General features: G+C 71.5%; 25 protein-coding genes. 9 read left to right on the top strand and 16 right to left on the bottom strand.

Annotated elements, in window-relative coordinates; translation table 11 throughout:
- The first annotated feature begins 5 nt into the window (after window positions 1–5).
- A complete protein-coding gene (locus tag ACP7BP_RS12240; RefSeq protein WP_426244901.1) occupies window positions 6–1,466 on the top strand; it encodes a DEAD/DEAH box helicase in 1,461 nt (486 codons plus the stop codon).
- Between the two features lie 6 nt (window positions 1,467–1,472).
- Here the strand turns inward: ACP7BP_RS12240 and ACP7BP_RS12235 are convergent, their stop codons facing one another.
- Complete coding sequence (locus tag ACP7BP_RS12235) at window positions 1,473–2,141, bottom strand: L,D-transpeptidase (RefSeq protein ID WP_426244900.1); 669 nt, start codon at window positions 2,139–2,141, stop codon at window positions 1,473–1,475.
- Window positions 2,138–2,965: a ParA family protein gene (locus ACP7BP_RS12230; RefSeq protein ID WP_426244899.1), complete on the bottom strand. Its 828-nt coding sequence runs from the start codon at window positions 2,963–2,965 to the stop codon at window positions 2,138–2,140. The genes ACP7BP_RS12235 and ACP7BP_RS12230 overlap by 4 nt, the downstream gene beginning before the upstream one ends.
- Before the next feature lie 60 nt (window positions 2,966–3,025).
- Between ACP7BP_RS12230 and ACP7BP_RS12225 the strand changes: the two genes are divergently transcribed.
- Window positions 3,026–3,784 carry an SDR family NAD(P)-dependent oxidoreductase gene (locus ACP7BP_RS12225; protein ID WP_426244898.1) on the top strand — a complete coding sequence of 253 codons (759 nt, stop codon included), beginning with the start codon at window positions 3,026–3,028 and terminating at the stop codon, window positions 3,782–3,784.
- A gap of 3 nt (window positions 3,785–3,787) precedes the next feature.
- Here the strand turns inward: ACP7BP_RS12225 and ACP7BP_RS12220 are convergent, their stop codons facing one another.
- The 13 genes from ACP7BP_RS12220 to ACP7BP_RS12160 all read right to left on the bottom strand — a co-directional run bounded on the left by ACP7BP_RS12220 (window position 3,788) and on the right by ACP7BP_RS12160 (window position 15,383).
- Window positions 3,788–4,405: a MarC family protein gene (locus tag ACP7BP_RS12220; protein ID WP_426244897.1), complete on the bottom strand. Its 618-nt coding sequence runs from the start codon at window positions 4,403–4,405 to the stop codon at window positions 3,788–3,790.
- Window positions 4,402–5,277: a PHP domain-containing protein gene (locus tag ACP7BP_RS12215; protein ID WP_426244896.1), complete on the bottom strand. Its 876-nt coding sequence runs from the start codon at window positions 5,275–5,277 to the stop codon at window positions 4,402–4,404. The genes ACP7BP_RS12220 and ACP7BP_RS12215 overlap by 4 nt, the downstream gene beginning before the upstream one ends.
- Before the next feature lie 50 nt (window positions 5,278–5,327).
- The gene (locus tag ACP7BP_RS12210) at window positions 5,328–5,963 is read right to left on the bottom strand and encodes a DUF6758 family protein (protein WP_426244895.1); all 636 of its coding nucleotides are present in this window, start codon (window positions 5,961–5,963) and stop codon (window positions 5,328–5,330) included.
- 31 nt (window positions 5,964–5,994) lie between these two features.
- The gene (locus tag ACP7BP_RS12205; RefSeq protein WP_426244894.1) at window positions 5,995–6,576 is read right to left on the bottom strand and encodes a histidine phosphatase family protein; all 582 of its coding nucleotides are present in this window, start codon (window positions 6,574–6,576) and stop codon (window positions 5,995–5,997) included.
- Window positions 6,577–6,639: 63 nt separating this feature from the next.
- Window positions 6,640–7,182: a MaoC family dehydratase gene (locus ACP7BP_RS12200; RefSeq protein WP_426244893.1), complete on the bottom strand. Its 543-nt coding sequence runs from the start codon at window positions 7,180–7,182 to the stop codon at window positions 6,640–6,642.
- 67 nt (window positions 7,183–7,249) lie between these two features.
- A complete protein-coding gene (locus ACP7BP_RS12195) occupies window positions 7,250–7,435 on the bottom strand; it encodes a DUF5302 domain-containing protein (protein WP_426244892.1) in 186 nt (61 codons plus the stop codon).
- A gap of 2 nt (window positions 7,436–7,437) precedes the next feature.
- On the bottom strand, window positions 7,438–8,649 hold the full coding sequence (locus ACP7BP_RS12190) for an endonuclease/exonuclease/phosphatase family protein (protein ID WP_426244891.1): 1,212 nt from the start codon (window positions 8,647–8,649) through the stop codon (window positions 7,438–7,440).
- 126 nt (window positions 8,650–8,775) lie between these two features.
- Complete coding sequence (locus ACP7BP_RS12185) at window positions 8,776–9,987, bottom strand: acyl-CoA dehydrogenase family protein (protein ID WP_426244890.1); 1,212 nt, start codon at window positions 9,985–9,987, stop codon at window positions 8,776–8,778.
- A 111-nt stretch (window positions 9,988–10,098) separates the two neighbouring features.
- Entirely contained in the window at window positions 10,099–11,376 is a 1,278-nt protein-coding gene (locus ACP7BP_RS12180; RefSeq protein WP_426244889.1) for a phospholipase D-like domain-containing protein, read from the bottom strand.
- A complete protein-coding gene (locus ACP7BP_RS12175) occupies window positions 11,373–12,524 on the bottom strand; it encodes a hypothetical protein (RefSeq protein ID WP_426244888.1) in 1,152 nt (383 codons plus the stop codon). Before ACP7BP_RS12175 ends, ACP7BP_RS12180 begins: the two co-directional genes overlap by 4 nt.
- Complete coding sequence (locus ACP7BP_RS12170; RefSeq protein WP_426244887.1) at window positions 12,524–12,757, bottom strand: DUF6752 domain-containing protein; 234 nt, start codon at window positions 12,755–12,757, stop codon at window positions 12,524–12,526. The genes ACP7BP_RS12175 and ACP7BP_RS12170 overlap by 1 nt, the downstream gene beginning before the upstream one ends.
- Before the next feature lie 5 nt (window positions 12,758–12,762).
- Entirely contained in the window at window positions 12,763–14,292 is a 1,530-nt protein-coding gene (locus ACP7BP_RS12165) for a hypothetical protein (RefSeq protein ID WP_426244886.1), read from the bottom strand.
- Complete coding sequence (locus ACP7BP_RS12160) at window positions 14,289–15,383, bottom strand: hypothetical protein (RefSeq protein ID WP_426244885.1); 1,095 nt, start codon at window positions 15,381–15,383, stop codon at window positions 14,289–14,291. Before ACP7BP_RS12160 ends, ACP7BP_RS12165 begins: the two co-directional genes overlap by 4 nt.
- 157 nt (window positions 15,384–15,540) lie before the next feature.
- Between ACP7BP_RS12160 and ACP7BP_RS12155 the strand changes: the two genes are divergently transcribed.
- The 5 genes from ACP7BP_RS12155 to ACP7BP_RS12135 are packed head-to-tail and all read left to right on the top strand — an operon-like array spanning window position 15,541 to window position 20,536.
- Window positions 15,541–17,142, top strand: a complete 1,602-nt coding sequence (locus ACP7BP_RS12155; protein ID WP_426244884.1) for a sulfatase family protein — start codon at window positions 15,541–15,543, stop codon at window positions 17,140–17,142.
- 43 nt (window positions 17,143–17,185) lie between these two features.
- Window positions 17,186–18,451 (top strand): magnesium transporter MgtE N-terminal domain-containing protein, encoded by a 1,266-nt coding sequence (locus ACP7BP_RS12150; protein ID WP_426244883.1) that lies wholly within the window; start codon window positions 17,186–17,188, stop codon window positions 18,449–18,451.
- On the top strand, window positions 18,448–18,993 hold the full coding sequence (locus tag ACP7BP_RS12145) for a DUF1003 domain-containing protein (RefSeq protein ID WP_426244882.1): 546 nt from the start codon (window positions 18,448–18,450) through the stop codon (window positions 18,991–18,993). The genes ACP7BP_RS12150 and ACP7BP_RS12145 overlap by 4 nt, the downstream gene beginning before the upstream one ends.
- 49 nt (window positions 18,994–19,042) lie before the next feature.
- A complete protein-coding gene (locus ACP7BP_RS12140) occupies window positions 19,043–20,206 on the top strand; it encodes an Mrp/NBP35 family ATP-binding protein (RefSeq protein WP_426244881.1) in 1,164 nt (387 codons plus the stop codon).
- Window positions 20,207–20,209: 3 nt separating this feature from the next.
- On the top strand, window positions 20,210–20,536 hold the full coding sequence (locus ACP7BP_RS12135; protein WP_426244880.1) for a sec-independent translocase: 327 nt from the start codon (window positions 20,210–20,212) through the stop codon (window positions 20,534–20,536).
- Window positions 20,537–20,554: 18 nt separating this feature from the next.
- Here ACP7BP_RS12135 and ACP7BP_RS12130 read toward each other — a convergent pair whose 3' ends face one another.
- Window positions 20,555–21,091 (bottom strand): hypothetical protein, encoded by a 537-nt coding sequence (locus ACP7BP_RS12130; protein WP_426244879.1) that lies wholly within the window; start codon window positions 21,089–21,091, stop codon window positions 20,555–20,557.
- Window positions 21,092–21,228: 137 nt separating this feature from the next.
- On the opposite strand from ACP7BP_RS12130, the gene ACP7BP_RS12125 reads away from it, so the two are divergent.
- A complete protein-coding gene (locus tag ACP7BP_RS12125; RefSeq protein ID WP_426244878.1) occupies window positions 21,229–21,984 on the top strand; it encodes a LysM peptidoglycan-binding domain-containing protein in 756 nt (251 codons plus the stop codon).
- A 40-nt stretch (window positions 21,985–22,024) separates the two neighbouring features.
- On the top strand, window positions 22,025–22,540 hold the full coding sequence (locus tag ACP7BP_RS12120) for an Rv3235 family protein (RefSeq protein WP_426244877.1): 516 nt from the start codon (window positions 22,025–22,027) through the stop codon (window positions 22,538–22,540).

The raw sequence follows: 22,540 nt of genomic DNA, 5'->3' as shown, positions 1-22,540 counted from the left end.
ACACCGTGACCACCTTCCGTGAGCTCGGGGTCCACCCCGAGATCTGCGACGCGCTCGACCGCGCCGGCATCAGCACCCCCTTCGCCATCCAGGAGATGACCCTCTCGGTCGCCCTGGTCGGCACCGACCTGATCGGCCAGGCCCGCACCGGCACCGGCAAGACTCTGGCCTTCGGCATCCCGGTCATCCAGCGCTCCATCGCGCCGAAGGACCCCGACTACGCCGAGCTCCCGCAGGGCAAGCCGCAGGCGCTCATCGTCGCGCCGACCCGCGAGCTGGCGCTCCAGGTCTCCTCCGACATGACCCTGGCCACCGCCGACCGCGGCATGCGCGTCCTCACCGTCTACGGCGGCGTCGGCTACGACGCCCAGCTGGACACCCTCAAGGCCGGCGTCGACATCGTCGTCGGCACCCCGGGCCGGTTGATCGACCTGGCCAACCGGGGCGCGCTCGACCTCTCCCACGTGCACGCGCTCGTCCTCGACGAGGCCGACGAGATGCTGGACCTCGGCTTCCTGCCCGACGTCGAGCGCATCCTCTCGATGACGCCCGAGACCCGCCAGACCATGCTCTTCTCGGCCACCATGCCCGCCGCGATCGTCGCCCTGGCCCGCACCCACATGCGGCACCCGATGAACATCCGCGCGGAGTCGTCGTACGACACGACGATGGTGCCGGCGACGGCGCAGTTCATCTACCTCGCGCACGACCTCGACAAGCCCGAGATCATCGGCCGCGTCCTGCAGGCCGAGGACGCCGGCAAGATCATCGTCTTCACCCGCACCAAGCGACAGGCCCAGCGCGTCGCCGACGACCTCGCCGAGCGCGGCTTCCGCTCCAGTGCCCTGCACGGCGACATGGCCCAGGTGGCCCGCGAGAAGGCCCTGACCCGCTTCCGCGAGGACAAGCTCGACGTCCTGGTGGCCACCGACGTCGCCGCTCGCGGCATCGACGTCCGCGGCGTCTCGCACGTCATCAACTACACCTGCCCCGAGGACGACAAGACCTACGTCCACCGCATCGGCCGCACCGGCCGGGCGGGCGCCACCGGCACGGCGATCACCTTCGTCGACTGGGCCGACCTCAACCGCTGGAAGATCATCAACAAGACGCTGGACCTGCCGTTCGACGAGCCGCAGGAGACCTACTCCACGTCGGAGCACCTCTTCCACGACCAGGGCATCGCGCCCGGCACCAAGGGCCGCATCGTCGACCCGGCCCCCGTGGAGCGGGCACCCCGGGCCGAGCGCCCGGACCGCGAGCGCACCGAGCGCGCCCCGCGCAACCGGGACCGCAGCCGGAGCCGTACCCGCAACGGCCGCCCCGTCGAGGGCGAGCAGACGGCCGCCGTCGAGACCGAGAAGCCCGCCGAGGGCGACGGCTCCACCGGAGCCTCCCGCAACCGTCGTCGGCGCCGCCGCGGCGGTGGCTCGGGCACGAAGACCGAGGCTCCGGCAACCAGCTGAGCCGCCTCAGGCGGTGACGACGACCTTCGTCCCGATCTGGGCGAAGTCCCACATGCGCACGGCGTCCGGGTGCGCCTGCCGGATGCACCCGTGCGACTGCGGCGTGCCCAGCTGGGCCCGCGACTGGAGCGGCGTGCCGTTCTTCGTGGGGATCGAGTGGAAGCCGATCGCGGCGTGCCTGCCCTGGGTGAAGCGCACGAAGTACTCCATCACCCCGGAGTCGTCGACGCCCACGGCCCAGCGCGACCGGGAGTAGACCTCGTAGCTGCCGGGGTGCAGGTTGTCGACCAGGCTCCCGGAGACCAGGTAGGTACGACGGACCCGGTCGGTCGCGCCGACGATCCAGACCCGCTGGCTGCCCTCGCTGAAGACGACTCGGCGCCCCTCCCCCGAGTCTGCCGGGAGTGCGTCGGCGGCCGGTGCCGTCGCGCCCGCCGGCTCCGTCTCGACGGTCGGCGTCGGCGTCGGGGTGGGCGTCGGCGTGGGTGAGGGGGTGGTGGGCTGGAGCTCGGCGGTGGACAGCGAGGCGTCGGGGGTACGACGCCCGTCGGCCTGGGCGACCGGCAGCACTCCGACGCCGCCCAGCACGGCCACCGAGGTCACGGCCATCGACGCGAGCACGAGGACCAGCCGGCCGTACCTCGGCCGGACCGGCTGCTGGCGGTGCCGCGTCACTGGGCCGCGCCCCTGCGAGGAGCGACCTTCGTGCGACCGGCCGGCTTGCGGGGCCGCTGCGAGCGGACGATCAGGTTGGCCGCGACCTCGCGGTAGGCCTGGGCGCCCTTGCTGCTGCGGCTGGTCGACAGGATGGAGCGGCCCGCGGCCGGCGCCTCGGCGAACTTGATCGTCTTGGGGATCGGGGGCCCGAGCACCTCGAGGTCGTAGGTGTCGGAGATGGTCTCGAGCACGGTGCGGGCATGGTTGGTGCGACCGTCGTACAGCGTCGGCAGGACGCCCCACACCTCGAGCGTGCGGTTGGTGAAGCGACGCACGTCGTGCACGGTGTCGAGCAGCTGGCCTACTCCGCGGTGCGACAGGGTCTCGCACTGCAGCGGGATGAGCACGCCGTCCGCGGCGGTGAGCGCGGCGACGGTGAGCACGCCCAGCGACGGCGGGCAGTCCAGGAGCACCCAGTCGTAGGGTCGGTCGCTCTCGCCGAGGGTCTCGAGGGCAGCTCTGATGACGTGCTCGCGGCCGGTGCGGGTGAGCAGGTCGGCCTCGGCGCGCGCCAGCTCGATGGTGGCCGGCATCAGGTCGACGCCGTCATCGGTCTCGATGACGACCTCGGCCGGGTCGACGCCCTTGGTGAGCACGTGGTGGATCGAGGTGTCGAGGTCCTCGGGGTCGATGCCCAGGGAGAAGGTCAGGCACGCCTGCGGGTCCAGGTCGACGAGCAGCACGGAGTGACCGAGCTCGGCCAGCGCGGCCCCGACCGAGGCCACGGTCGTGGTCTTGGCGACGCCACCCTTCTGGTTGGCGATCGCGAGTGTCGTGGTCATCGGTGCCCATCATGCCGGACCCCGCTTGCCGCGACGGTGACGACACAGTTGGCTGGGCGCATGACGACAGCCATGGTCACCGGCCCCACCGCCGGCATCGGTCTCCGCTTCGCCCACCACCTGGCCGGTCGCGGCCACGACCTGGTGCTCGTCGCGCGCGACGAGGCCCGGCTCGACGCGGTCGCCGCCGAGCTGCGTACGACGCACGGCGTCGAGGTCGAGGTGCTGCCGGCCGACCTGGGCGACCGCGACCAGCTGGCCCGGGTGGAGGCCCGGCTCGCCGACACCGGCCGGCCGGTCGACCTGCTCGTCAACAATGCCGGCTTCGGGCTCAAGCGACGCTTCCTCGACAACGACGTCGCCGCCGAGCAGGCGATGCTGGACGTCCTGGTCGTCGCGGTGATGAGGCTCAGCCACGCGGCCCTGACCGGCATGTCCGCACGTGGTCACGGTGGGCTGATCAACGTGTCGAGCGTGGCGGCGTACCTCCCGCGTGGCACCTACGCCGCCGCCAAGGCGTGGGTCAACAGCTTCGGGGCGTGGCTCGCGGCGGAGTACGCCCACGCCGACCTGCGCGTGATGACGCTCTGCCCGGGCTTCACCCGCACCGAGTTCCACCGACGGATGGACGTCAGGAGCGGCTCGGCCCGGAGCCTGCTCTGGCTCGACGCGGACTTCGTGGTCACCCGGGCCCTCGCCGACTACGACCGCGGCCGCCACCTCTCGGTGCCGGGCGCGCAGTACAGGACCGTGGTGGCGCTGACGCGCCTGATCCCCACACGCGTGCTGCAGGCCTTCCAGTCCCTGGGCCGGCGGTGAGGATCAGCCCTCGCCGGCGATGAACGCCCGGACCGCGTCCGCCACCAGCTGTACGGCGATCGCCGAGAGCAGCAGGCCCGCGATCCGCGTCACCAGCAGGACGCCGCTCTCGCGGATCACCCGCAGGATGGGCAGGGAGAAGCGCATCGCCAGCCACAGGCTGAGGTGCGTGAGCACCACGCCGAGGGCCACCGCGGTGAAAGTCGCCAGGCCGTGCACCTGCTGCGAGAACAGCATGGTCGCGACGATCGCGCCAGGGCCGGCGAGCAGCGGGGTGCCGAGCGGCACCAGCGCGACGTTGGTGCCCGCGGCGGCCGTCGGCTCCTTCTCGTTCCCGGTGAGCAGCTCCAGGGCGACCAGCAGGAGCAGCAGCCCGCCGGCGCACTGGAGCGCGGGCAGCGAGATGTGCAGGTAGGCGAGGATCTGCTGGCCGAAGAACGCGAACGCGGTGATCACCACGAACGACACTGCCACCGCCTGCCAGGCGGCCCGGCGGGCGGTCGCGGGCGACCGGCCCGAGGTCAGCGACAGGAAGATCGGGACGGTGCCGACCGGGTCCATGATCACGAAGAGCGTCACGAAGACCTCGGTCAGCAGCACGACGTCGAGGACGCCGCTCATCCCACCACCTCGGGCGTCCTACGACCCGAGAGGCGCGCCGCCGTCGTGGCCAGCTCGAGCAGCCGCGCGTACTCCTCGGGGGCGGTGGTGAAGCAGCCGAGATCGTGGTCGACCTTGCCGAGGCCGTGATGGTCGCTGGAGCCGGTGACGACCATGCCCAGGTTGGCCGCGATGCCGCGCAGCTCGTCGCGCTGCTCGACCGTGTGGTCGCGGTGGTCGACCTCGATCCCGGCCAGGCCTCGCTCGGCCAGCGCCGCGAACGCGGCCTCGTCGAGGGCGCCCCGCGCGGCCCGTCCCCACGGGTGCGCGATCACCGTCACCCCGCCGGCGGCGTGGACGGTCTCGAGCATGGTGACCAGCTCCGCGGCGTAGCGGTGCACGTGTCCGGGCCGGCCGGGGTTGAGGTAGCGGCTGAACGCCTCGCGCCGGTCCACGACGACCCCGCTGGCCACCAGTGCGTCCGCCACGTGCGGCCGGCCGGCCGCAGCGGACGCGCCGGCCATCCGGCGTACGTCGGCCTCGGTGACCTCGACGCCCGTCTCGCGGAGCTGCTCGACGATGGCCGGCACCCGGGCGTTTCGGCCCTCGAGGACGCGGTCCAGTCCCTCGACCAGGGGCGGGTACGTCGGGTCGGGCAGGTAGGCGAGCAGGTGCACGCCGCGTCCGCCATAGCTGGTGCTGATCTCCATGCCCCGCACCAGCGCGATGCCGGCCGCCTCGGCCGCCCGGGCCGCCTCGGGCCAGCCGACCGCCGTGTCGTGGTCGGTGAGGGCGACGACGTCGAGGCCGGCGTGCGCCGCCGCCTCGACCAGCTCCGCGGGAGTCTGCGTCCCGTCACTCGCGAGCGAGTGGGTGTGGAGGTCGATGCGCACGCCCCGAGGGTAGTGCCTGCGCCGGGCGCCATCCGCATCTCCAGCGGGTCTCACCAGGCCGGGGACGGCCCACCGAAACGCGTCTCCACCAGGGGTGGGCCGAGGCCCGACACGTCGCGCAGGATCCACTCGTCCCGCAGCAGCAGCACCGCCGACGCGGGCCGGAGCACCAGCCACAGCCAGCGCCCGCCAGCCTCCCCGGCCACGACGAAGCGGTCGAGCTCGTGGTCTTCCCCGCTCGTCGACACCGCCCACAGGGGCACCGACTTGTGCCCGATCAGGACCTTCGCCATCGGCGGCCCGTCCCCCACCGCCGGGCCCGGGTCGGGGCCGCGCGTGCCGGCGACCCGTGCGCCCAGCCCGGTGCCGGGCTCCTCGGCGACCACGTACACGTCCACCGGCCCGTCCAGATCGCTCGTGCCGGAGGTGCAGGTCAAGGTCGCGCTGGTGCGGTCGGCCGATGCGGACACGGCGGCGAAGTCGCTGACCTGCCAGTCAGGTCCGAGCGGCCAGGGCAGGAGGGTGGGGAACGCACCGGCCACGCCAAGATGGTCGACGAAGCTGTCGTAGGACGCCTCCCGGGGTCGCCACAGCGGCGGGGTGGGTCCGTGGTCGACGCAGGCCCACGCGCCGTCGTGCTCCGTGACCGGCGCGGGGCAGCGTGGGCACCCCGGGACGAGAGACATGGCTCCACGGTGGAACGTGCGCCGGGGCGCGTCAAGCCTCCGTGTTCCAGCGCAGCAGCACGGGCGTCTCGCGCTCGAAGCCCAGCGTCGAGATCGTCGCCGTGTCCAGCCGCAGGTTGCGCCCGTCGAGCACCGGCTGCTCGAGCCAGCGAGCGGCCAGCACCCGGAGGGCGTGGCCGTGCCCGAAGACCAGGACCCGCCCGCCGGCCCCCCGGGCGCGCGCCACCACCCGGTCGAGACGGGCCCCGACCTGCTCGGCGGTCTCGCCGCCGGGCGAGGGATGCGTGAAGACGGTCCAGCCGGGCACCGTCCGGCGGATCTCGTCGGTCGTGACGCCCTCGTAGTCGCCGTAGTCCCACTCGACGAGATCGCCGTCGACGACCGCGTCACCGAAGCCGGCCAGCTCCGCTGTGCGCCGGGCCCGCAGCCGCGGACTGGTCAGCACCAGGTCGAACGACGTGCCGGCCAGCCGCTGCGCCAGCGTCGTCGCCACCTGCTCCCCGGCTTCGGTCAGCGGCAGGTCCGTGGTCGAGGTGTGCCTGCCGTCACGGCTCCACTCGGTCTCTCCGTGGCGGCACATCCAGAGCTCGGGACGGCCAGCTTCAGATGTCATGGGGGAAGCATGGCAGGCCCGGCGACCGGTTCCCGGTCGCGGGGACCTGACGGGTGCTGAGAGCTAGTCCGCGCGCTGCCCGGGCCAGTTCCGGTCGGGCTTCGGGGTGGGGCGACCGGGCTGCTCGCCTCCGCGCTCGGCGAGGTAGCTGTCCTTGGGCACCATCACCTTGCGGCGGAAGATGCACACGACCGTGCCGTCCTGGTTGTAGCCGATGGTCTCGACGTGTACGACGCCGCGGTCGTCCTTGGACTTCGACTCCCACTTGTCGAGCACCGTCGTCTCGCCGTAGAGCGTGTCGCCGTGGAACGTCGGCGCCACGTGGCGCAGCGACTCGACCTCCAGGTTGGCGATCGCCTTGCCCGAGACGTCGGGCACGCTCATGCCGAGCAGGATGGAGTAGACGTAGTTGCCCACCACGACGTTCCTGCCGAACTGCGTCGTCTCGCTCGCGTAGTTGGCGTCGAGGTGCAGCGGGTGGTGGTTCATCGTGAGGAGGCAGAACAGGTGGTCGTCGGACTCGGTGACCGTCTTCCCGGGCCAGTGCTTGTAGGTCGCACCTACCTCGAACTCCTCATAGCTGCGTCCGAACTGCATGAGCCCCATCCTGTCGGACCGGAGCCGCGCCCCGCGACCACCGGCCCGCGTGGGTTATCTCACGGGCCCGCCGCCGTCAGGAGCCGCCGCCGCCGGCCTTGCGCCGGTGCATCTTCGGACCCGTGCCGCCCTCGACCTCGGAGCCGTGCGCCTTCTCGCGCACCGGGCCGTCCTGGTGGACGCCCTTCTCCTTGGTGTTCTTGCGGTCCAGGGCCTCGCGCATCTTGGCCTTGATGTCCTCGTTGCCGGTCGTGTCGCTCATCGTCACTGGCCTTCCCTAGTCGGTGAGTCGGTGGTGCCGGTGTCGGTGTTGGTGCGGCCCAGTGTGCCGTCTCCGGGGCAGCCGACCCAGCCGGCCCCCTTGCGGACCGGGAAGCACTCGCCCGTGCCGATGGCTGCCGCCACGGTCGCGTCGGCCACCACCATCGGGTGGTCGGTGGTGCGGGCGACCAGCGGGCTGCGGTCGGCGACGTAGTTGGAGAACGTGACCTCGGGCGAGCCGAAGATCCAGTCGACCTGCCACGGCTTGGGCGGCATCGCGCAGCTGCCGGGTCCGGTGCCGCCGCCGTTGGCCGCCTTCATGGAGGCCTGCGTGGTGATCGGGCAGAAGTACTCTTCGCGCTCGTTCATGTCACCGGTGATGAAGACCGGCAGGCCGGTGGTGGCGCGCAGGTTGTTGACCATGTCGACCTGGATCTGGGTCGCCTGGTTGCGCCACTGCTGCGCCGGGCCCTGCGCGTCGGCCGGGTTGTGGAAGTTCGCGAAGTAGATCTGGCGGCCGGTCTGCTTGTTCTTGAGCAGGACCAACGGCATCTTGATCGGGTTGCCGCCGAAGTAGGGGATGTCGATGCCGGTGGCGGTGACGAGCTCCCACTTGTCGAGGCGGTAGGCGATGGAGTTGGCCATCGCGGCCGGGCCGAGCTCCGGGCCGGGGTAGACGCCGTACTGCCCGCCCAAGGTCGCCATGAAGGCGGTGTACTGGGGCGGCTGGAACTCCTGGAACCCGACGACGTCGACGTCGTGGAGCTGGAGAAGGCTGGTGGTCCACTGCATCCGGGTCGAGCCGGCGGCGTAGCCCGTGCGGTTGCCGCCGGGGGCGGTGTGTCCGGCGCCGAGGATGTTGAAGGAGCTGATCCGCACGCTCGTGGGTGCGGTGGCGCCCACCGGGACCCGGCCGAGCTTGGTGAGCAGCTCCTCGCGGTAGTCGGCCTTGGACTGGGCGACGCGGGCGAGCTTCTTGACGGCCTGCTCCCGCTCGGCGACCTGCGCCTTGGCGGTCTTGGCCTCGGTCTTCTTGGGGCGGGCGGCCACCTGCTCGACGACGTCGGTGGAGGTCGTCGACGACTCCTCGGGCGCGGCCTCCTTGCGCGGCGACCTGTCGAGGTCGAGCGTCAGCGCGGCGAGGATCAGGGCGACGACCACCGCCACGGCGCCTGCACGCAGTACGTCGGTGTGGGCGTACCGAGATGGCCGCACGATTTCGCCTCCTGGTGCTGAGTCAATGTCGCGCCACAGGTGTCTCCACCGGGCGGTGCCCCGAGTCTAACCTCTGGCCCGTGCCGAGGCCGGACATTCGCCGACGCCCGGAGTGCCACGCCGGCATCAGCGCAGCTTGTAGTCCTCGAGCAGGCGACGGCCGATGATCATCTTCTGGATGTCGGCGGTGCCCTCGCCGATGAGCATGAACGCGGCCTCCCGGTAGAGCCGCTCGATCTCGTACTCCTTGGAGTACCCGTAGCCGCCATGGATCCGGAAGGAGTCCTCGACGACCTCCTTGCAGTACTCCGCGGCGAGGTACTTGGCCATCCCGGCCTCCACGTCGTTGCGCTCGCCCTTGTCCTTGAGCCGGGCGGCGCGGACCATCATCGCGTGGGCGGTCTCGACCTTGGTGGCCATCTCCGCGAGCCGGAAGAGGATCGCCTGGTGCTGCGCGATCGGCTTGCCGAAGGTCTCCCGCTGCTGCGCATAGGCGATAGCGAGCTCGAAGGCCCGGTTCGCGATGCCGCAGGCGCGTGCGGCGACGTTGACGCGGCCGACCTCGACCCCGTCCATCATCTGGTAGAAGCCCTTGCCGGCCTCGCCACCGAGGATCTGGTCAGCCGAGATCCGGTGGCCCTCGAAGACGGCCTCGGTCGTGTCGACGCCCTTGTACCCCATCTTGTCGATCTTCCCGGGAATGGTGACGCCCTGGGCGGTCTCGCCGAAGCCGGGCTCCTTCTCCACCAGGAAGGTCGTCATCCTCTTGTAGACCGACGTGTCGTCGTCGCCCTCGTCGGTGCGCACCAGCACCGCCACCAGGTTCGATGACCCGCCGTTGGTCAGCCACATCTTCTGGCCGGTGATCTCGTAGCCTCCCCCGTCGGCGGAGTCGGTCCGCTTCGCCCGGGTCTTGATCGCGGCCACGTCGGAGCCCAGGCCCGGCTCCGACATCGAGAACGCGCCGCGCACCTCACCCGTGGCCATCTTGGGCAGGTACTTCCTCTTCTGCTCCTCGGTGCCGTGCTGCATGAGCAGGTAGGCCACGATGAAGTGGGTGTTGATGACACCGGCGACGCTCATCCAGCCGCGCGCGATCTCCTCGACGCACAGCGCGTACGTCAGCAGCGACTCGCCGAGGCCGTCGTACTCCTCGGGGATCGTGAGCCCGAAGATGCCGAGCTCCTTGAGTCCGTCGACGATCTCCTGCGGGTACTCGTCGGCGTGCTCGAGCTCGGTCGCCACCGGGAGGATCTGGTCGTTGACGAACGTGCGGACCGCCTTGAGGATCTCGGTCTGGTCCTCGGAGAGACCCTCGGTCTGGCAGAGACGACCCATGGCATGTCCTATCTGTGGAGCGAGCCCGACGACCCGCCATGTTACGGGCGGGTACGACGCCGTCGGTCGGGGACCTGCATCCCGAGACGGCCAGGCGGAGTGCCGGAAGGATCAGTCGTCCTCCCAGGCATCACCCTTCTTCAGCTGCGGCTCGTCGACCGGCGTCTGCGTCACCATCCGGCCGTAGCCGGTGGGCACCCGGTAGGGGATGTAGAGAGCGAGGTGGGAGCCGTTGCGCCAGATGTACTCGAAGTTCTCGAGCCACTGCGGGAAGTAGCGCCCGGGGAGCCGGATGATCAGCTCGTCGCCGCGGAGCCCGCCGAAGTTCCAGTTGCTCGACCCGGTCCACACTCCGGCGTTCGCCGGGTTGCCCTCGTAGGTCCCGGAGACCGCGAGGTACTTCTGGTGGCTGTAGAGGTCGATCTCACCGTCGTAGTCGGTGTCGTAGCCGTCGACGTGGACGGGCAGGTAGCCGCGCGCGGTGCGGCCGGCCAGGGCCTTGCGGACAGCGACCCCGGCCATGCCGTACATCACCTGCACGTCGCAGCCCGCGGCGTACAGCTCGCGCATCTTGTTGGCGAGGTAGACGCCGCGCGCGTCGGCCCAGGAGTGCATGGAGACGCGCACGAGGGTGCGGCCGTCACGGCCGTAGCCCGGTGCGGGCGGGGTCTTGCAGTCGATCTGGTTGAGGATCGCCATCTCGGGGTCGGTCTTGATCGTCGGCGACGGGAACGGCATGGCCTGGAGCAGGAACTCCCCGGCCTGCTTGACCCAGTAGGGGTCCTTGGTGCGCTTGTCCTTGCGCATCATCCGCCACAGCTCGTCCATGCCCGCGAAGAGCGCGGGGTCGTTCTTGCGGACGAACATGTCGTTCCACTGGTTGACCACGGAGTTCTCGGTGAGGTTGAACGACCCGGTGAACACGACGTTGGTCGCGCCGCTCTTCAGCGCGGAGAACAGGAACATCTTGGTGTGGAGGTTCTCGCCGCGGTTGTAGTGCCGGCAGCCGAAGTGGCACTCGTAGGAGAAGCTCTTGTTCCAACGACCGCCGCCCAGGCCCTGCTTGAGGATCCTCTGGGCGGGGGTGAACTGGTGGTTGTTGAGCAGCACCTGGACGCGCACGCCGCGCTTCTTGGCGCGCACGAGGGCCTGAGCCATCCGCTGACGGTCCCAGGAGAAGAGCGACACCCGGATCCGCGAGCCACGCTTGGCGTGGTTGATGGTCTCGAGGATCGTCCTCTCGATGCGGACTTCCTTGCGGAGTGCCTCACGGGGGTGGTTGAAATGACCGCCCTCGCGTGGTTCCCAGTTGCGCCCGGCCTGGGCCGGTGCAGCCAATGCGGTGAAAACGAGCACCACAACGAGCAGGGTGATCCCCCGGAACTTCATTCCCCATGCCTCCGCAGTCTGTTCAGCGACCGAGAGAGCCTAACCCAGGTCGCGGGCTCGTCCTCATCGGCAGAGCCGGGGGTGGACGCGAGCCCTTCCTCCTCCGCGAGCTGGCGCCGTAGCTCGTCGCGCTCGCGGGAGATGCTGCGGACGTCCTCGAGCATCGCGGCGATCGTCTGGGCAGCCGACTCGACCAGCTCGGCGTCGCTCACCTCGCTCGGGTGCCGCCGGTCGGGAAGCGGGCGGGGCTCCAGCAGCGCCGCGTCACCGCGGACGTCGAAGCCGCCCTCGGCGATCAGCTCGACCGCCTTGCGGGCTCGCTTGAGGTGCTGCTTCTCGTAGGCCTCCCGGCCGACCCGGAACCGCTCACCGGACTCCGGGAGCACGCCGCCCTCGGCGAGGTAGCCGCGCACCCAGCGGCCCCGGTCACCGGCGGTGAGGAAGTCGGTGAGGTGCGGGGTGACGCGGCGCATCAGCTCCACCTCGACCACGCCCAGGGACGGGTTCACCACCTCCGACGGTGCGGGGAAGCGGGACCCGTCCAGGCCCAGGACGCCGCAGAACCTGAGCCACAGCTCCTCGGGGTCGTCGGCGCCGGGGTCGACGGGCAGGACGTGGATGCGCTCGCGGGGCAGCACCTGCGACCACCGCTTGAGGATGTCGTGCAGGTCGAAGGAGCCCCAGCCCCATTCGTTGACGGGGTCGTAGGCCTTGCGCACCGGCCAGTCGTCGATGGCCAGCGAGCCGCCGTTCTTGATCCACTCCTGCCAGCGGGACGCGACAAGCTCGGTCAGCGGCCGGGCCGTGACGATGGCGTGCAGCTCGTCGTCGGGGAACGAGTCGACCATCCGCTGCACGTGCTCGGGGGCGGCTGCGCCGAAGAACTCGTGGCTGATCAGCACGTCGCCGTCGAAGGCGAGCGCCTCGTCGACGAGGTCCTGCCACGGGTTCTTGATGTTGCCGGCCCGCCGCGAGAGCCGGGGGTCCTCCCGGATGTCCAACGAGGCCAGCAGGTGCCGACGGTGCCCCTGGCCCGGCACCAGCACACCGGCCTTGCGCAGGCGGGTCTTGTTGGACCACAGCGCTGCCTGGAGGTACGTCGTACCCGTCTTGGGCAGGCCGAGATGCACGAAGACCCGGCGGCTCATCAGCGCGGCCCGCCCAGGCTTTCGCGGTAGCGGTCGACGACGGCCTGGACCTTGCTCTCGTCGCGCTCGGAGAGCGGGACCACCAGCTCCATCATGGCGTCGGTGAGCTCGGCGATGCGCAGGTTGAGCTGTCGGTTCTCCTGCACGGCCTCCTCGAGAGCCGTCACCCGAGCGCGCAGGGACCGCCGTGCGGCGAACCGGCCGGCGATGCTCTTCACGTTGTCAGTCTTCATGGCTCTCACTTCCAGGTGACGATCAGTCTGGCGATGTTGTCGGCGCCAGCGGGGTCGGCCTCGTTGAGGGTGTCGACGTCGACCACGCTGCCACCGTGGCCGGCGACCAGGTCGAGAAGTCCGGACAGGTCGACGGGCGTCACCTGTCCATGGCTCTCGGGGTTGCGGTCGGCGGTCATCTGCACCTGGCAGAAGAACGTGCCTCCCCCGCGGGTGAGCACCCGGGCCAGCCGCAGCAGGTTGTCGCGACCGGTCCCGTCGAGGACGTCGAGCACGTGGCGGGCCATCACCACGCGCGGGCCGGGCAACCGGGACAGGTCGGCCGCCGCGTCGAGGACGGACCGGTGCTCGGTGAGGTTCACCCAGCGGTAGCGCACTGGCAGGTCCTCGGCCTCGGCGACCTTCCGCATCCGGACGTAGGACTTGTAGTGCGCGTCCATCCCCCACGTCGAGCGACCCTGGCGCCCCAGCCAGACCGCGTCGGTGCCGTAGCCGCAGCCGAGGTCGACGAACGTACCGACGTCCGGGGCCGCCTGCGCGTGCACCCACCGCACGAAGCTGCTGGGCTCGTCGGGGCTGATGTCCCTGCCACCCATGCCCCGGCCCTGGCCCACGCGGATCCCGCGGAACCAGCCGTTGAGCCGCAGCCGCGTGGAGTCGGGGGTGGTGAACTCGTAGGCGGGGTCGGGGACGCGCCAGCTCTCGCCGTACATCGCCGCCAGGAGACGGTCGGGCTGCGCCGGCGCCGCGAAGGTGCGGCCCTCGAGCTCAACCGTGCCGCGCGGGAAGATCCACTCCTCCTGGAACGGAGCGCGCACCTCCCCCATCAGGTAGAGCATCTCGTCGCGCATGAAGCCGCCGAAGACGTCGAGGCCTCTGATGGTGCCGTCGGCCTCGGGCACGTGCACCTTGACCGCGATGCCGCTGTAGCGGGTGACCACGAAGCCCATCTCGACGAGGGTGCGCTGGAGGGCGAACGACTCGAGCATCACGTCCACCGGATGGGTGTGCCTGCTGACGTAGCCGAGGTCGGCGTCGGAGTCGTGGCCGATGAGCCTGCCGTCGCGGAAGGCGCCGAGCAGGGTGCCGTAGGCGACGAAGCCCTCGATGCCGCAGTCGTCGAGCGCCTTCAGCACCGTGTCGATAGCGTCCATGAGCGGTGCCACCTGGTCGCTGTCGCGGCTCTCGAACAGCCGGGAGAGCCGGTTGGACTTGTCGAGGCCGAGCGGCCGGCCCTTGCGATCCTGTACGGCGATCCGGCCGCTGCCCTCTCCGAGCGTCACGTCGGCGGCGTACAGCTCGGCCTCGGCGACGTGGTCGACCAGAGCGAGCCGGGTCTCGCCGTCCAGGAAGCGGCGCAGCGGCTGCGGCCAGGCGATCTCGCGCTCGCCGCCACGGCCCTGGGTGTCCCGCTGGAGCCAGAACGACCACACCCGGCGGCCGTCGAACGTCACGTCGACGACGACGTCGTCACGAGAGCTGAACCGGATCCCGTCGTCGTCGACCCGGACGTCCTGCATCGTCGCCACGCTCACCGCACCCCCACCCCGGCCGCCGGGCCGGGCGAGCCCACGCCACTCCAGCCGTTGGCGCGCGCCAGGAGCAGGGACGTGTCGCGGACGAGCTCGTCGAGCGGCCCGTGCGCGGGACCCGGATCCTCACCCAGCCGGCCGGCGAGCCAGGTGCGGGCGGCCAGGGCTGCGGCACGCGTCTCGGACTCGTCGACGGCGGGCGCCTTGTCGGGTACGGCGTCGATGTCGGCGTCGAGGCGGATGTCGGCCAGGTGGCCGAAGACCGGGTAGCCGCGCTCCTCGAGGAACGAGCGGACCTCCCGGTTGATCGCGAGGCCGAGCTTGACGCCCCCACGGTCGAGGACCGGCTTGGACTCCTCGCCGCGCCGGACGACCAGGGCGCCGCGGGCGAGCTTGCGCACGCCCCGCCGGTAGTCCTTGGGTCGCACCACGGAGAGGTGCTCGTTGGCCCGACGCAGGAGGTCGCAGGACCCGTAGCCCAGTGACGGGTTCGACTCGACGATCGACAGGTCGACCTCGATGTCGGGAAGGCCGGCGGCCGCCGCGAAGCGCTGCCACAGCACCCCGGGCGGCGAGCCCGACGGGGGCACGGTGACGACGTGGACGCTCGAGACTCCTGGGGCCTCCTCCCAGCGGCGTACGAACGTGGGGATCTGCTGGGCGCGGTTGAACGTCTTGAACGCGCGGGTCCGGCGCGGCCGGCCCAGGAACGTGGGCTCGATCGAGCGGAGGTAGTCGGGCCAGCCCTCGGTGCCGAGGTTGCGGCAGTAGGTCTGCCACTGGGCGGGGATCGCACCGAGCTGGTCACGCACGGACACGACGACCTCGACCCGGTCGCCGGCGAAGGGCTCGAGCGCGGCGGCGACCTGGCGCTCGGTCGCGAAGCTGAGGAACTCCATCGAGACGAGCAGGTCGCCGTCGGTGGCTGCCGCCAGGGCCTGCCAGCGCTCGCGGTGCTCCTTCGGGAGCCGGGGCAGCTTGAGGAGGTCCAGCACTGCCTGCGGGCTCGCCGCGGGATAGCCGATGCCGGCCTCGGCCAGCGCCTCGCGATGGGTGGCCAGCACCGACTGGACGAAGCTGGTGCCGGTCTTCATCGCACCCACGTGAAGAATCACCCGACGCGTCACTTGCTGCCTCGATCCGGTCTCCAAAGGCTCGTCAACAGGGGCGAACCTAGCATCCGCCGTTGTCCTGCCACGTCTAGGATCGAGAGCCTGCTCCCCCAGACCCGTCATCAGTGAGGTGCTCCGCATGCGGCACGGCCCGCAACGCCCCGGCCGTCGGTGCCTGGTGGCCCTGACGACCCTCGCCCTGATGGCCACCGGCGCCGCGGCGTGCACCTCCGACGACGCGCAGCCGCGCGCCAAGCCGAAGCGGCAGACTCCCACCACCGCGGCGCCCGTGCCCGATCCCGGTCCGCGCGACACGGTGCTGCCGGCGTCGGCCGTGGCCCCGAGGCCGTTGTCGCGGGGCGCCGGGCGGCCCAACATCCTGCTGATCACCGCCGACGACGCCGCCATCGGCGACCTCGACCACATGCCGAAGCTCCAGCAGTACGTCGCCGACGAGGGCGTCACGGTCGAGAACGGGCTGGCCCCGACCCCGATCTGCGTGCCGGCCCGAGCGTCCCTGATCACCGGGCAGTACGCCCACAACCACGGCGCGGTCACGATCGAGGGCGAGGGGGGCGGCTTCGACGCCTTCGCCGACCAGGACACGCTGCCCGTGTGGCTGCAGGCCGCTGGCTACGACACGATGTTCGTGGGCAAGTACCTCAACGGCTACGGCGAGGACGACGCCACCTACGTGCCGCCGGGGTGGACCGACTGGCAGGCCACCGTCGACCCGACGACGTACGACTTCGAGAAGCCCACGATCAACCACAACGGTGAGCTGAGCGAGCACGAGGAGTACTCCACCGACCTGCTGCGCGACCTCGCCGTCGAGCAGATCTCCGAGCCGGCGCGCCAGGACAAGCCGTGGTACATGTGGGTCAACTACGTCGCCCCGCACACCGGGCAGCCGGCCCAGGACGACGACCCGGCCGAGACCGACCCCGACAACGAGAAGCACCTCAAGACGACCGTGCCCGCGCGGGAGTACGAGGACACATTCGAGGACCAGGACCTGCCCGACACCCCCGACATGTTCGAGGCGGAGACGTCCGACAAGACGGTCGCCAAGCTGACCTGGGACAGGTGGAACGACCGCGACCGCGAGCTGCTGCGCGAGTCCTACCAGCAGCGGCTCGAGGCGCTGCAGTCGGTCGACGACGCGGTCGCCGACACCATCGAGGCGCTCCGTGACACCGGACAGCTCGACAACACCTGGGTGGTGTTCACCGGCGACAACGGCTACTCCCAGGGCGAGCACAACATCGCCGGCAAGCTCTGGTACTTCTCCGACATCCTCGGCATCCCGATGGTCATGCGCGGGCCGGGGCTGCCGCACGGCAAGGTCGTGTCGACCCCGGTCACCAACCCGGACCTGGCCACCACGTTCGCGGCGCTGGCCGGCGCCACCCCCACGCGACCGCAGGACGGCGTCGACGTGACGCCCTACCTCACGACGGACGCCGACACCCGCGTCGTACCCATCGAGGGCTACCGCGTGAAGGGCGGTCTCACCCCGCTCTACTACGGCGTGTGGGCCGGGCCGTGGACCTACGTGCGGACCCCCGCCCGCCGCGAGGAGCTCTACAACCGCGACCTCGACCCCTGGCAGCTGAGCAGCGTCGCCGCCGATCCGCGCTTCGCGACCCAGCTGCGCGAGCTGCGCCGGCTGGCCAAGGAGCAGCACACCTGCGCCGGCGAGACGTGCGCGAAGGAGTTCTACTCCTCCGCGCAACGCTGACCAGCGAGCGATCAGGGGCCGTGCGGGCCGGTACGTTTGGACAGTGAGCACCACCCCCACCCGCGTCTACGTCGCCCGTCTGGTCGGGCTGCCCGTCTTCGACCCCCAGGGCGACCAGGTGGCGAAGGTGCGCGACATCGTGGTGGCGCTGCGCTCGGAGGCCAACCAGCCCCGCGTGCTCGGCCTGGTCGCGGAGGTGTTCGGACGGCGCCGGATCTTCGTGCCGATGACGCGGGTCACCCACGTCGACGCCGGGCAGGTGTCGACGACCGGGCTGCTCAACATGCGGCGCTTCGAGCAGCGCCCCACCGAGACCCTGGTGATGGCGCAGATGCTCGACCGCTCCGTCACCATCCGGACGTCGGGCATCACCGGCACGGTCTACGACGTCGCGATGGAGCAGGCGCGCAACCGCGACTGGGTTCTCAGTCGGGTCGCCGTGGCCGAGTCCGCCAAGGGCTTCCGGCGTCGCGGGCAGACCCACGTCGCCGAGTGGCGCGACGTCGACGGGCTCACCCGTCGCGAGGCCACCCAGGGCGCCACCCAGCTGCTGGCCGCCATGAACGAGATGCGCCCGGCCGACGCGGCGCACATGATCCACGGGCTGCCCGCCGAGCGCCGGCGCGCCGTCATCGCCGCCCTCGACGACGAGCGCCTCGCCGACGTCCTGGAGGAGCTGCCCGAGGAGGACCAGGTCGAGATCCTCGAGCACCTCGACTCCGAGCGCGCCGCCGACGTGCTGGAGGAGATGTCCCCCGACGACGCCGCCGACCTGATCGCCGACCTGCCCGCCGACATGGGGGCCACCCTGCTGGCGCTGATGGAGCCCGACGAGGCCGAGGACGTCCGGCGCCTGATGTCGTACGCCGAGCACACGGCCGGCGCGATGATGACGCCCGAGCCGGTCATCCTCGACCCGCAGGCGACCGTGGCCGACGCCCTCGCCCACGTCCGCAACCCCGAGCTCACGCCCTCGCTGGCCGCCCTCGTCTACATCTGCCGGCAGCCGCTCGAGACGCCCACGGGACGGTTGCTCGGCGCCGCCCACATCCAGCGCCTGCTGCGTGAGCCGCCGTCGACGCTGGTGGCCGCCGCCCTGGACGAGTCGATGGACCCGCTCCGCCCCGAGGCGACGATCGACCAGGTCGCGGCCCACCTGGCGACCTACAACCTCGTCGCGGCGCCGGTCGTCGACGAGGAGGGCCGCCTCCTCGGGGCGGTCACCGTCGACGACCTGCTCGACCACATGCTGCCCGAGAACTGGCGAGACAACGCCGTCCGGCCCGGCCCGATCGGCGGTGTCTCGTGAGCAAGTCGCGCACGTCTCGTCCCCGTCTCGACACCCCGCGCGAGACGCGGCGGGCCCTGGTCCGGCGGCCGTCGTACAACTCCGACGCGTTCGGCGTGTTCGCCGAGCAGTTCGCCCGCTTCATGGGCACGGCGCGGTTCCTGCTCTACATGACGCTCTTCGTGGTCGTCTGGGTCGCCTGGAACCTGCTGGCGCCCGCCGGCCTGCGGTGGGACGACTACCCGTTCATCTTCCTCACCCTGATGCTCAGCCTGCAGGCGTCGTACGCCGCCCCGCTCATCCTGCTCGCGCAGAACCGCCAGGAGACCCGCGACAAGATCATCAACGAGCGGGACCGCCAGGCGAACGCCCGCGCACACGCCGACATGGAGTACCTCGCCCGCGAGGTCGCCTCGCTCCGGATGTCGGTGGGCGAGATGGCCACCCGCGACTTCATGCGCTCGGAGCTGCGCTCCCTGCTGAGCGAGCTCGACGAGCGCGCCCGGCCCGAGCCCGAGGCGACGTTGGAGTCCTCTGCGGAGGCACAGGTCACAGACTCCTGACCCGCTCCGGCGGTGGTCGGCCACGGCGCAGCAACTACTCTTGGGGATCATGAGCACCCCGACTCTCGAGCAGGTCCAGGCTGCCCTGGAGACCGTGAACGACCCCGAGATCAAGCGCCCCATCACCGAGCTGCGCATGGTCGAGTCGGTCGACATCGCGGCCGACGGCGTCGTCTCGGTGACCGTGCTGCTGACAGTGGCCGGCTGCCCGATGAAGGACACCATCACCCGAGACGTGAGCGCCGCCGTCGAGCGGGTCCCCGGCGTCGCCCGGGTCGAGCTCACCCTGGGCGTCATGTCACCCGAGCAGCGCGGCGAGCTCGGGGAGACGCTGCGCGGCGGCCAGGCGCAGCGGGAGATCCCGTTCGCCCAGCCGGGCTCGCTGACCAAGGTCTACGCCATCGCCAGCGGCAAGGGCGGCGTCGGCAAGTCGTCGGTGACGGTCAACCTCGCGCTGGCGCTGGCCAAGCAGGGGCTCAAGGTCGGCGTGGTGGACGCCGACATCTACGGGCACTCGGTGCCGGCCATGCTCGGCGTGGCCGACTCCCGGCCGACCCAGGTCGACGACCTGATCATGCCGGTCCCGACCCCCTCGGGCGTCTCGGTCATCTCGATCGGCATGCTCAAGCCGCGCCGCGACCAGGTGGTCGCTTGGCGTGGCCCGATGCTCGACCGGGCACTGGTGCAGATGCTCGCCGACGTCTACTGGGGCGACCTCGACGTGCTCCTGCTCGACCTGCCGCCCGGCACCGGCGACGTCGCGATCTCGCTGGGCCAGCACCTGCCCAACGCCGAGGTGCTGGTCGTGACCACGCCGCAGGAGGCCGCCGCCGAGGTGGCCGAGCGCGCCGGCACGATGGCCTCGATGATGCACCAGCGGGTCGTCGGGGTCGTCGAGAACATGAGCTTCCTGCCCTGCCCGCACTGCGCCGAGGCCGGCACCGAGCACCGTCTCGAGATCTTCGGGTCCGGCGGCGGTGAGCGAGTAGCAGCCACCTTGTCGCAGCGGTTCGGGTACGACGTGCCCGTGCTCGGCGCGATCCCGATCGACATCTCCCTGCGCGAGGGCGGCGACGCCGGCAAGCCGATCGTCGAGTCCGACCCGACCGCGCCGGCGGCCCTCGAGCTCAGCGCCATCGCGGCCACGCTCTCCGGCCGCGGACGCGGCCTGGCCGGCATGCAGCTGGGGCTCACGCCGTCGAGTAGGTTCTGACGCATGTTCGGCGTCGGTCTGCCCGAGATGGCAGTGATCGCGTTCGTCGCGGTCCTCGTCTTCGGTCCGGACCGGCTCCCGGGGCTCGCCCAGCAGGCGGGCCAGCTCCTCCGCAAGGCGCGCACGATGGCCAACAGCGCGCGCGACGAGCTGCGCTCCGAGCTCGGCCCCGAGTTCGCCGACCTGGAGCTCCGCGACCTCGACCCCCGCACCATCGTGCGGAAGCACATCATCGAGGCGATGGAGGAGGACGAGGCCTCCGAGCGCCGGCGCAGGGACCGACGGCTGCCCGACGGCCAGGTCCCGCCGTACGACGTCGAGGCGACCTGACGCTCGGCACCCGGCTCCTCAGCGCGTGCGGCTCTGCACCGCGGCCAGCCGCGCGAAGCCGACGAGCATGGTGGCCCCGCGTTCGCCGCTGGTCTCCACGAAGTCCGCTCCGACGCGGGTGAGGCGCGCCTCGTGACGCGAGCCGTCGGCGAGGTGGACGAGACAGCGCTCGCCCGCCTCGGCCAGCCGGCGCAGGGCCGAGCCGAGACCGAGCCGCGTGAGCGGCGACCAGGCCACCTCGGGAACCGATCGCGGCGAGGCGTCGCGCACCGCGGCGACCGCCGAGAGCGGCACGATCCACTCCTGCGCCGAAGAGACGAGCAGGCACCACTCCGCGCTCACGCGGTGCAGCTCGCCGTGGAGGGCACCGAGCCCGACCACGTGCACGCCGACCTCGGTGCCGAGGGATGCCATCAGCCGGCTCGCGAGCGTGACGTGCTGGTACTCCGCGCGGCTGCGGTCGGCCACCTCGGCCTCTCGCTCGGCGTCGTACAGCGCCTCGGCCTGACCCTCGAGGTCGTCGAACAGGGCGGACAGCTGCTCTTCCCAGCTCACGGCGCCCCCGACATGCGCCCAGTCTGACGCACCGAGCGACGGCACGACCGTCTTCCTCGCAACTGTGCACAACGGATTGACTTCGTGAGCAAAGCGTCTTTCAATCAAGCAAACGCACGCAAACGAAAGAGTCATCCATGTCTAGGACACCACCGATGCCGCCGCCGGGCACCCGTGCCCGCCCGGCCGGGCACCGGACGGTGCGCTGCCTGATGGTGTGGGTCGGTGTCACGGCCGCGGTCTGGCTCGGAGTCATCGCCATCCGCGAGGAGATCTCCGCGGCCCTGACCGCAGACTGGGCGCTGCTCGCCTTCGACGCCGGGCTCGTGCGAGTCTCCGCCCTGGCCGCGGCCGCCGCAGGCGCCTGGATCTGGCTGGTCACGACCGTCACGGTGGTGGAGGCGGCGTGCGGCCTCCAGCGACCGGCCTCGACGAGCGGGCCGGTGCGCCGGCTCGTCCTCGCGGCCTGCGGGGTCGCCCTGGTCAGCGGGGTGGGGTGGGCACCGGCCGGTGCGGCGCCGGGCTGGACCGATCCCGCCGGCGCCGCGTCGCCCTCGGTGCAGGGCCGGCTGATCGGCGGCCTGCCGTTGCCCGACCGCGCGAGCATCGACGACTCCGTGCGAGCGGCTGGTGCTGAGCCGTCGGCTCGGGCCTCGTCCGGCCCCGCGCACACCCGCCCGGTCGCGCATCCGGCGCCGCACGACACCGGCTCTGTCGTCGTACTCGCCGGCGACTCGCTGTGGACGGTCGCCGCCGCGTCCCTGCCGCGCGGGGCCGGGGCCGAGCAGATCGAGCGCCGCTGGCGCGAGATCTACGCCGCCAACCGTGCCGTGATCGGCCCCGACCCCGACCTGATCCGCCCCGGGCTGCGCCTGACGCTGCCGCCCACCTGAAAGCGCACTGCCCCCTCGCCTCCTCGGAAAGGTGTCGACCATGACCAGCAAGCGGACCGCCTCGGTCACCCCCCTCCGCGCCCCCGTCGGCGTGGGCAGCGTTCAGGGCGCGCTCGCGCTCGAGCTCTCCCCTCGCTTCGACCCGCCGGCGCCCACCCTGGTCCCGCCCGCGCCGTCGCAGGACGTCGTCGAGGTCGACGTCGCTGAGCGCACCCGCGTCGACGGGTTCGTGGGTCGCTACCTCCGGGCCGTCGTGGAGATCGTCGCCGGTGACCGGCCGGCCTCCCAGGTGGTCCGGCACACCCGTCCCGACGTCTACGCCGACCTTCGGCGCCGGGCGCTGCTCGTCGCCCGCGCCGGCGGGCACACGCCCGGCCAGGGCCGCACCCGCGAGGCGATCCGTCCCCAGCTGGTGTCGGCCCGCACCAGCTTCGTGCGCGACGACGCGGTGGAGGCCTGCCTGATCGTGAGGTACGGCGCCCGGTGCCGCGCCGTCGCCGCCCGCTTCGAGCTCCTCCGCGACCGCTGGGTCTGCGTGGCCCTGGAGTTTGCCTGA

It is taken from the genome of Nocardioides sp. LHG3406-4 (genome assembly GCF_049897745.1).
In the GTDB taxonomy this organism is placed as follows: Bacteria; Actinomycetota; Actinomycetes; order Propionibacteriales; family Nocardioidaceae; genus Nocardioides.
Note: the sequence above shows the minus strand (reverse complement) of the source record. Positions and strands in the feature narration are given on the sequence as shown.

Coding starts and splice junctions, on each gene's coding strand:
- ACP7BP_RS12230 (WP_426244899.1), bottom strand. CDS start 2,965: ATGACCACGACACTCGCGATCGCCAACCAGAAGGGTGGCGTCGCCAAG.
- ACP7BP_RS12225 (WP_426244898.1), top strand. CDS start 3,026: ATGACGACAGCCATGGTCACCGGCCCCACCGCCGGCATCGGTCTCCGC.
- ACP7BP_RS12220 (WP_426244897.1), bottom strand. CDS start 4,405: ATGAGCGGCGTCCTCGACGTCGTGCTGCTGACCGAGGTCTTCGTGACG.
- ACP7BP_RS12210 (WP_426244895.1), bottom strand. CDS start 5,963: ATGTCTCTCGTCCCGGGGTGCCCACGCTGCCCCGCGCCGGTCACGGAG.
- ACP7BP_RS12205 (WP_426244894.1), bottom strand. CDS start 6,576: ATGACATCTGAAGCTGGCCGTCCCGAGCTCTGGATGTGCCGCCACGGA.
- ACP7BP_RS12200 (WP_426244893.1), bottom strand. CDS start 7,182: ATGGGGCTCATGCAGTTCGGACGCAGCTATGAGGAGTTCGAGGTAGGT.
- ACP7BP_RS12195 (WP_426244892.1), bottom strand. CDS start 7,435: ATGAGCGACACGACCGGCAACGAGGACATCAAGGCCAAGATGCGCGAG.
- ACP7BP_RS12185 (WP_426244890.1), bottom strand. CDS start 9,987: ATGGGTCGTCTCTGCCAGACCGAGGGTCTCTCCGAGGACCAGACCGAG.
- ACP7BP_RS12180 (WP_426244889.1), bottom strand. CDS start 11,376: ATGAAGTTCCGGGGGATCACCCTGCTCGTTGTGGTGCTCGTTTTCACC.
- ACP7BP_RS12175 (WP_426244888.1), bottom strand. CDS start 12,524: ATGAGCCGCCGGGTCTTCGTGCATCTCGGCCTGCCCAAGACGGGTACG.
- ACP7BP_RS12170 (WP_426244887.1), bottom strand. CDS start 12,757: ATGAAGACTGACAACGTGAAGAGCATCGCCGGCCGGTTCGCCGCACGG.
- ACP7BP_RS12160 (WP_426244885.1), bottom strand. CDS start 15,383: ATGAAGACCGGCACCAGCTTCGTCCAGTCGGTGCTGGCCACCCATCGC.
- ACP7BP_RS12155 (WP_426244884.1), top strand. CDS start 15,541: ATGCGGCACGGCCCGCAACGCCCCGGCCGTCGGTGCCTGGTGGCCCTG.
- ACP7BP_RS12140 (WP_426244881.1), top strand. CDS start 19,043: ATGAGCACCCCGACTCTCGAGCAGGTCCAGGCTGCCCTGGAGACCGTG.
- ACP7BP_RS12135 (WP_426244880.1), top strand. CDS start 20,210: ATGTTCGGCGTCGGTCTGCCCGAGATGGCAGTGATCGCGTTCGTCGCG.
- ACP7BP_RS12125 (WP_426244878.1), top strand. CDS start 21,229: ATGTCTAGGACACCACCGATGCCGCCGCCGGGCACCCGTGCCCGCCCG.
- ACP7BP_RS12120 (WP_426244877.1), top strand. CDS start 22,025: ATGACCAGCAAGCGGACCGCCTCGGTCACCCCCCTCCGCGCCCCCGTC.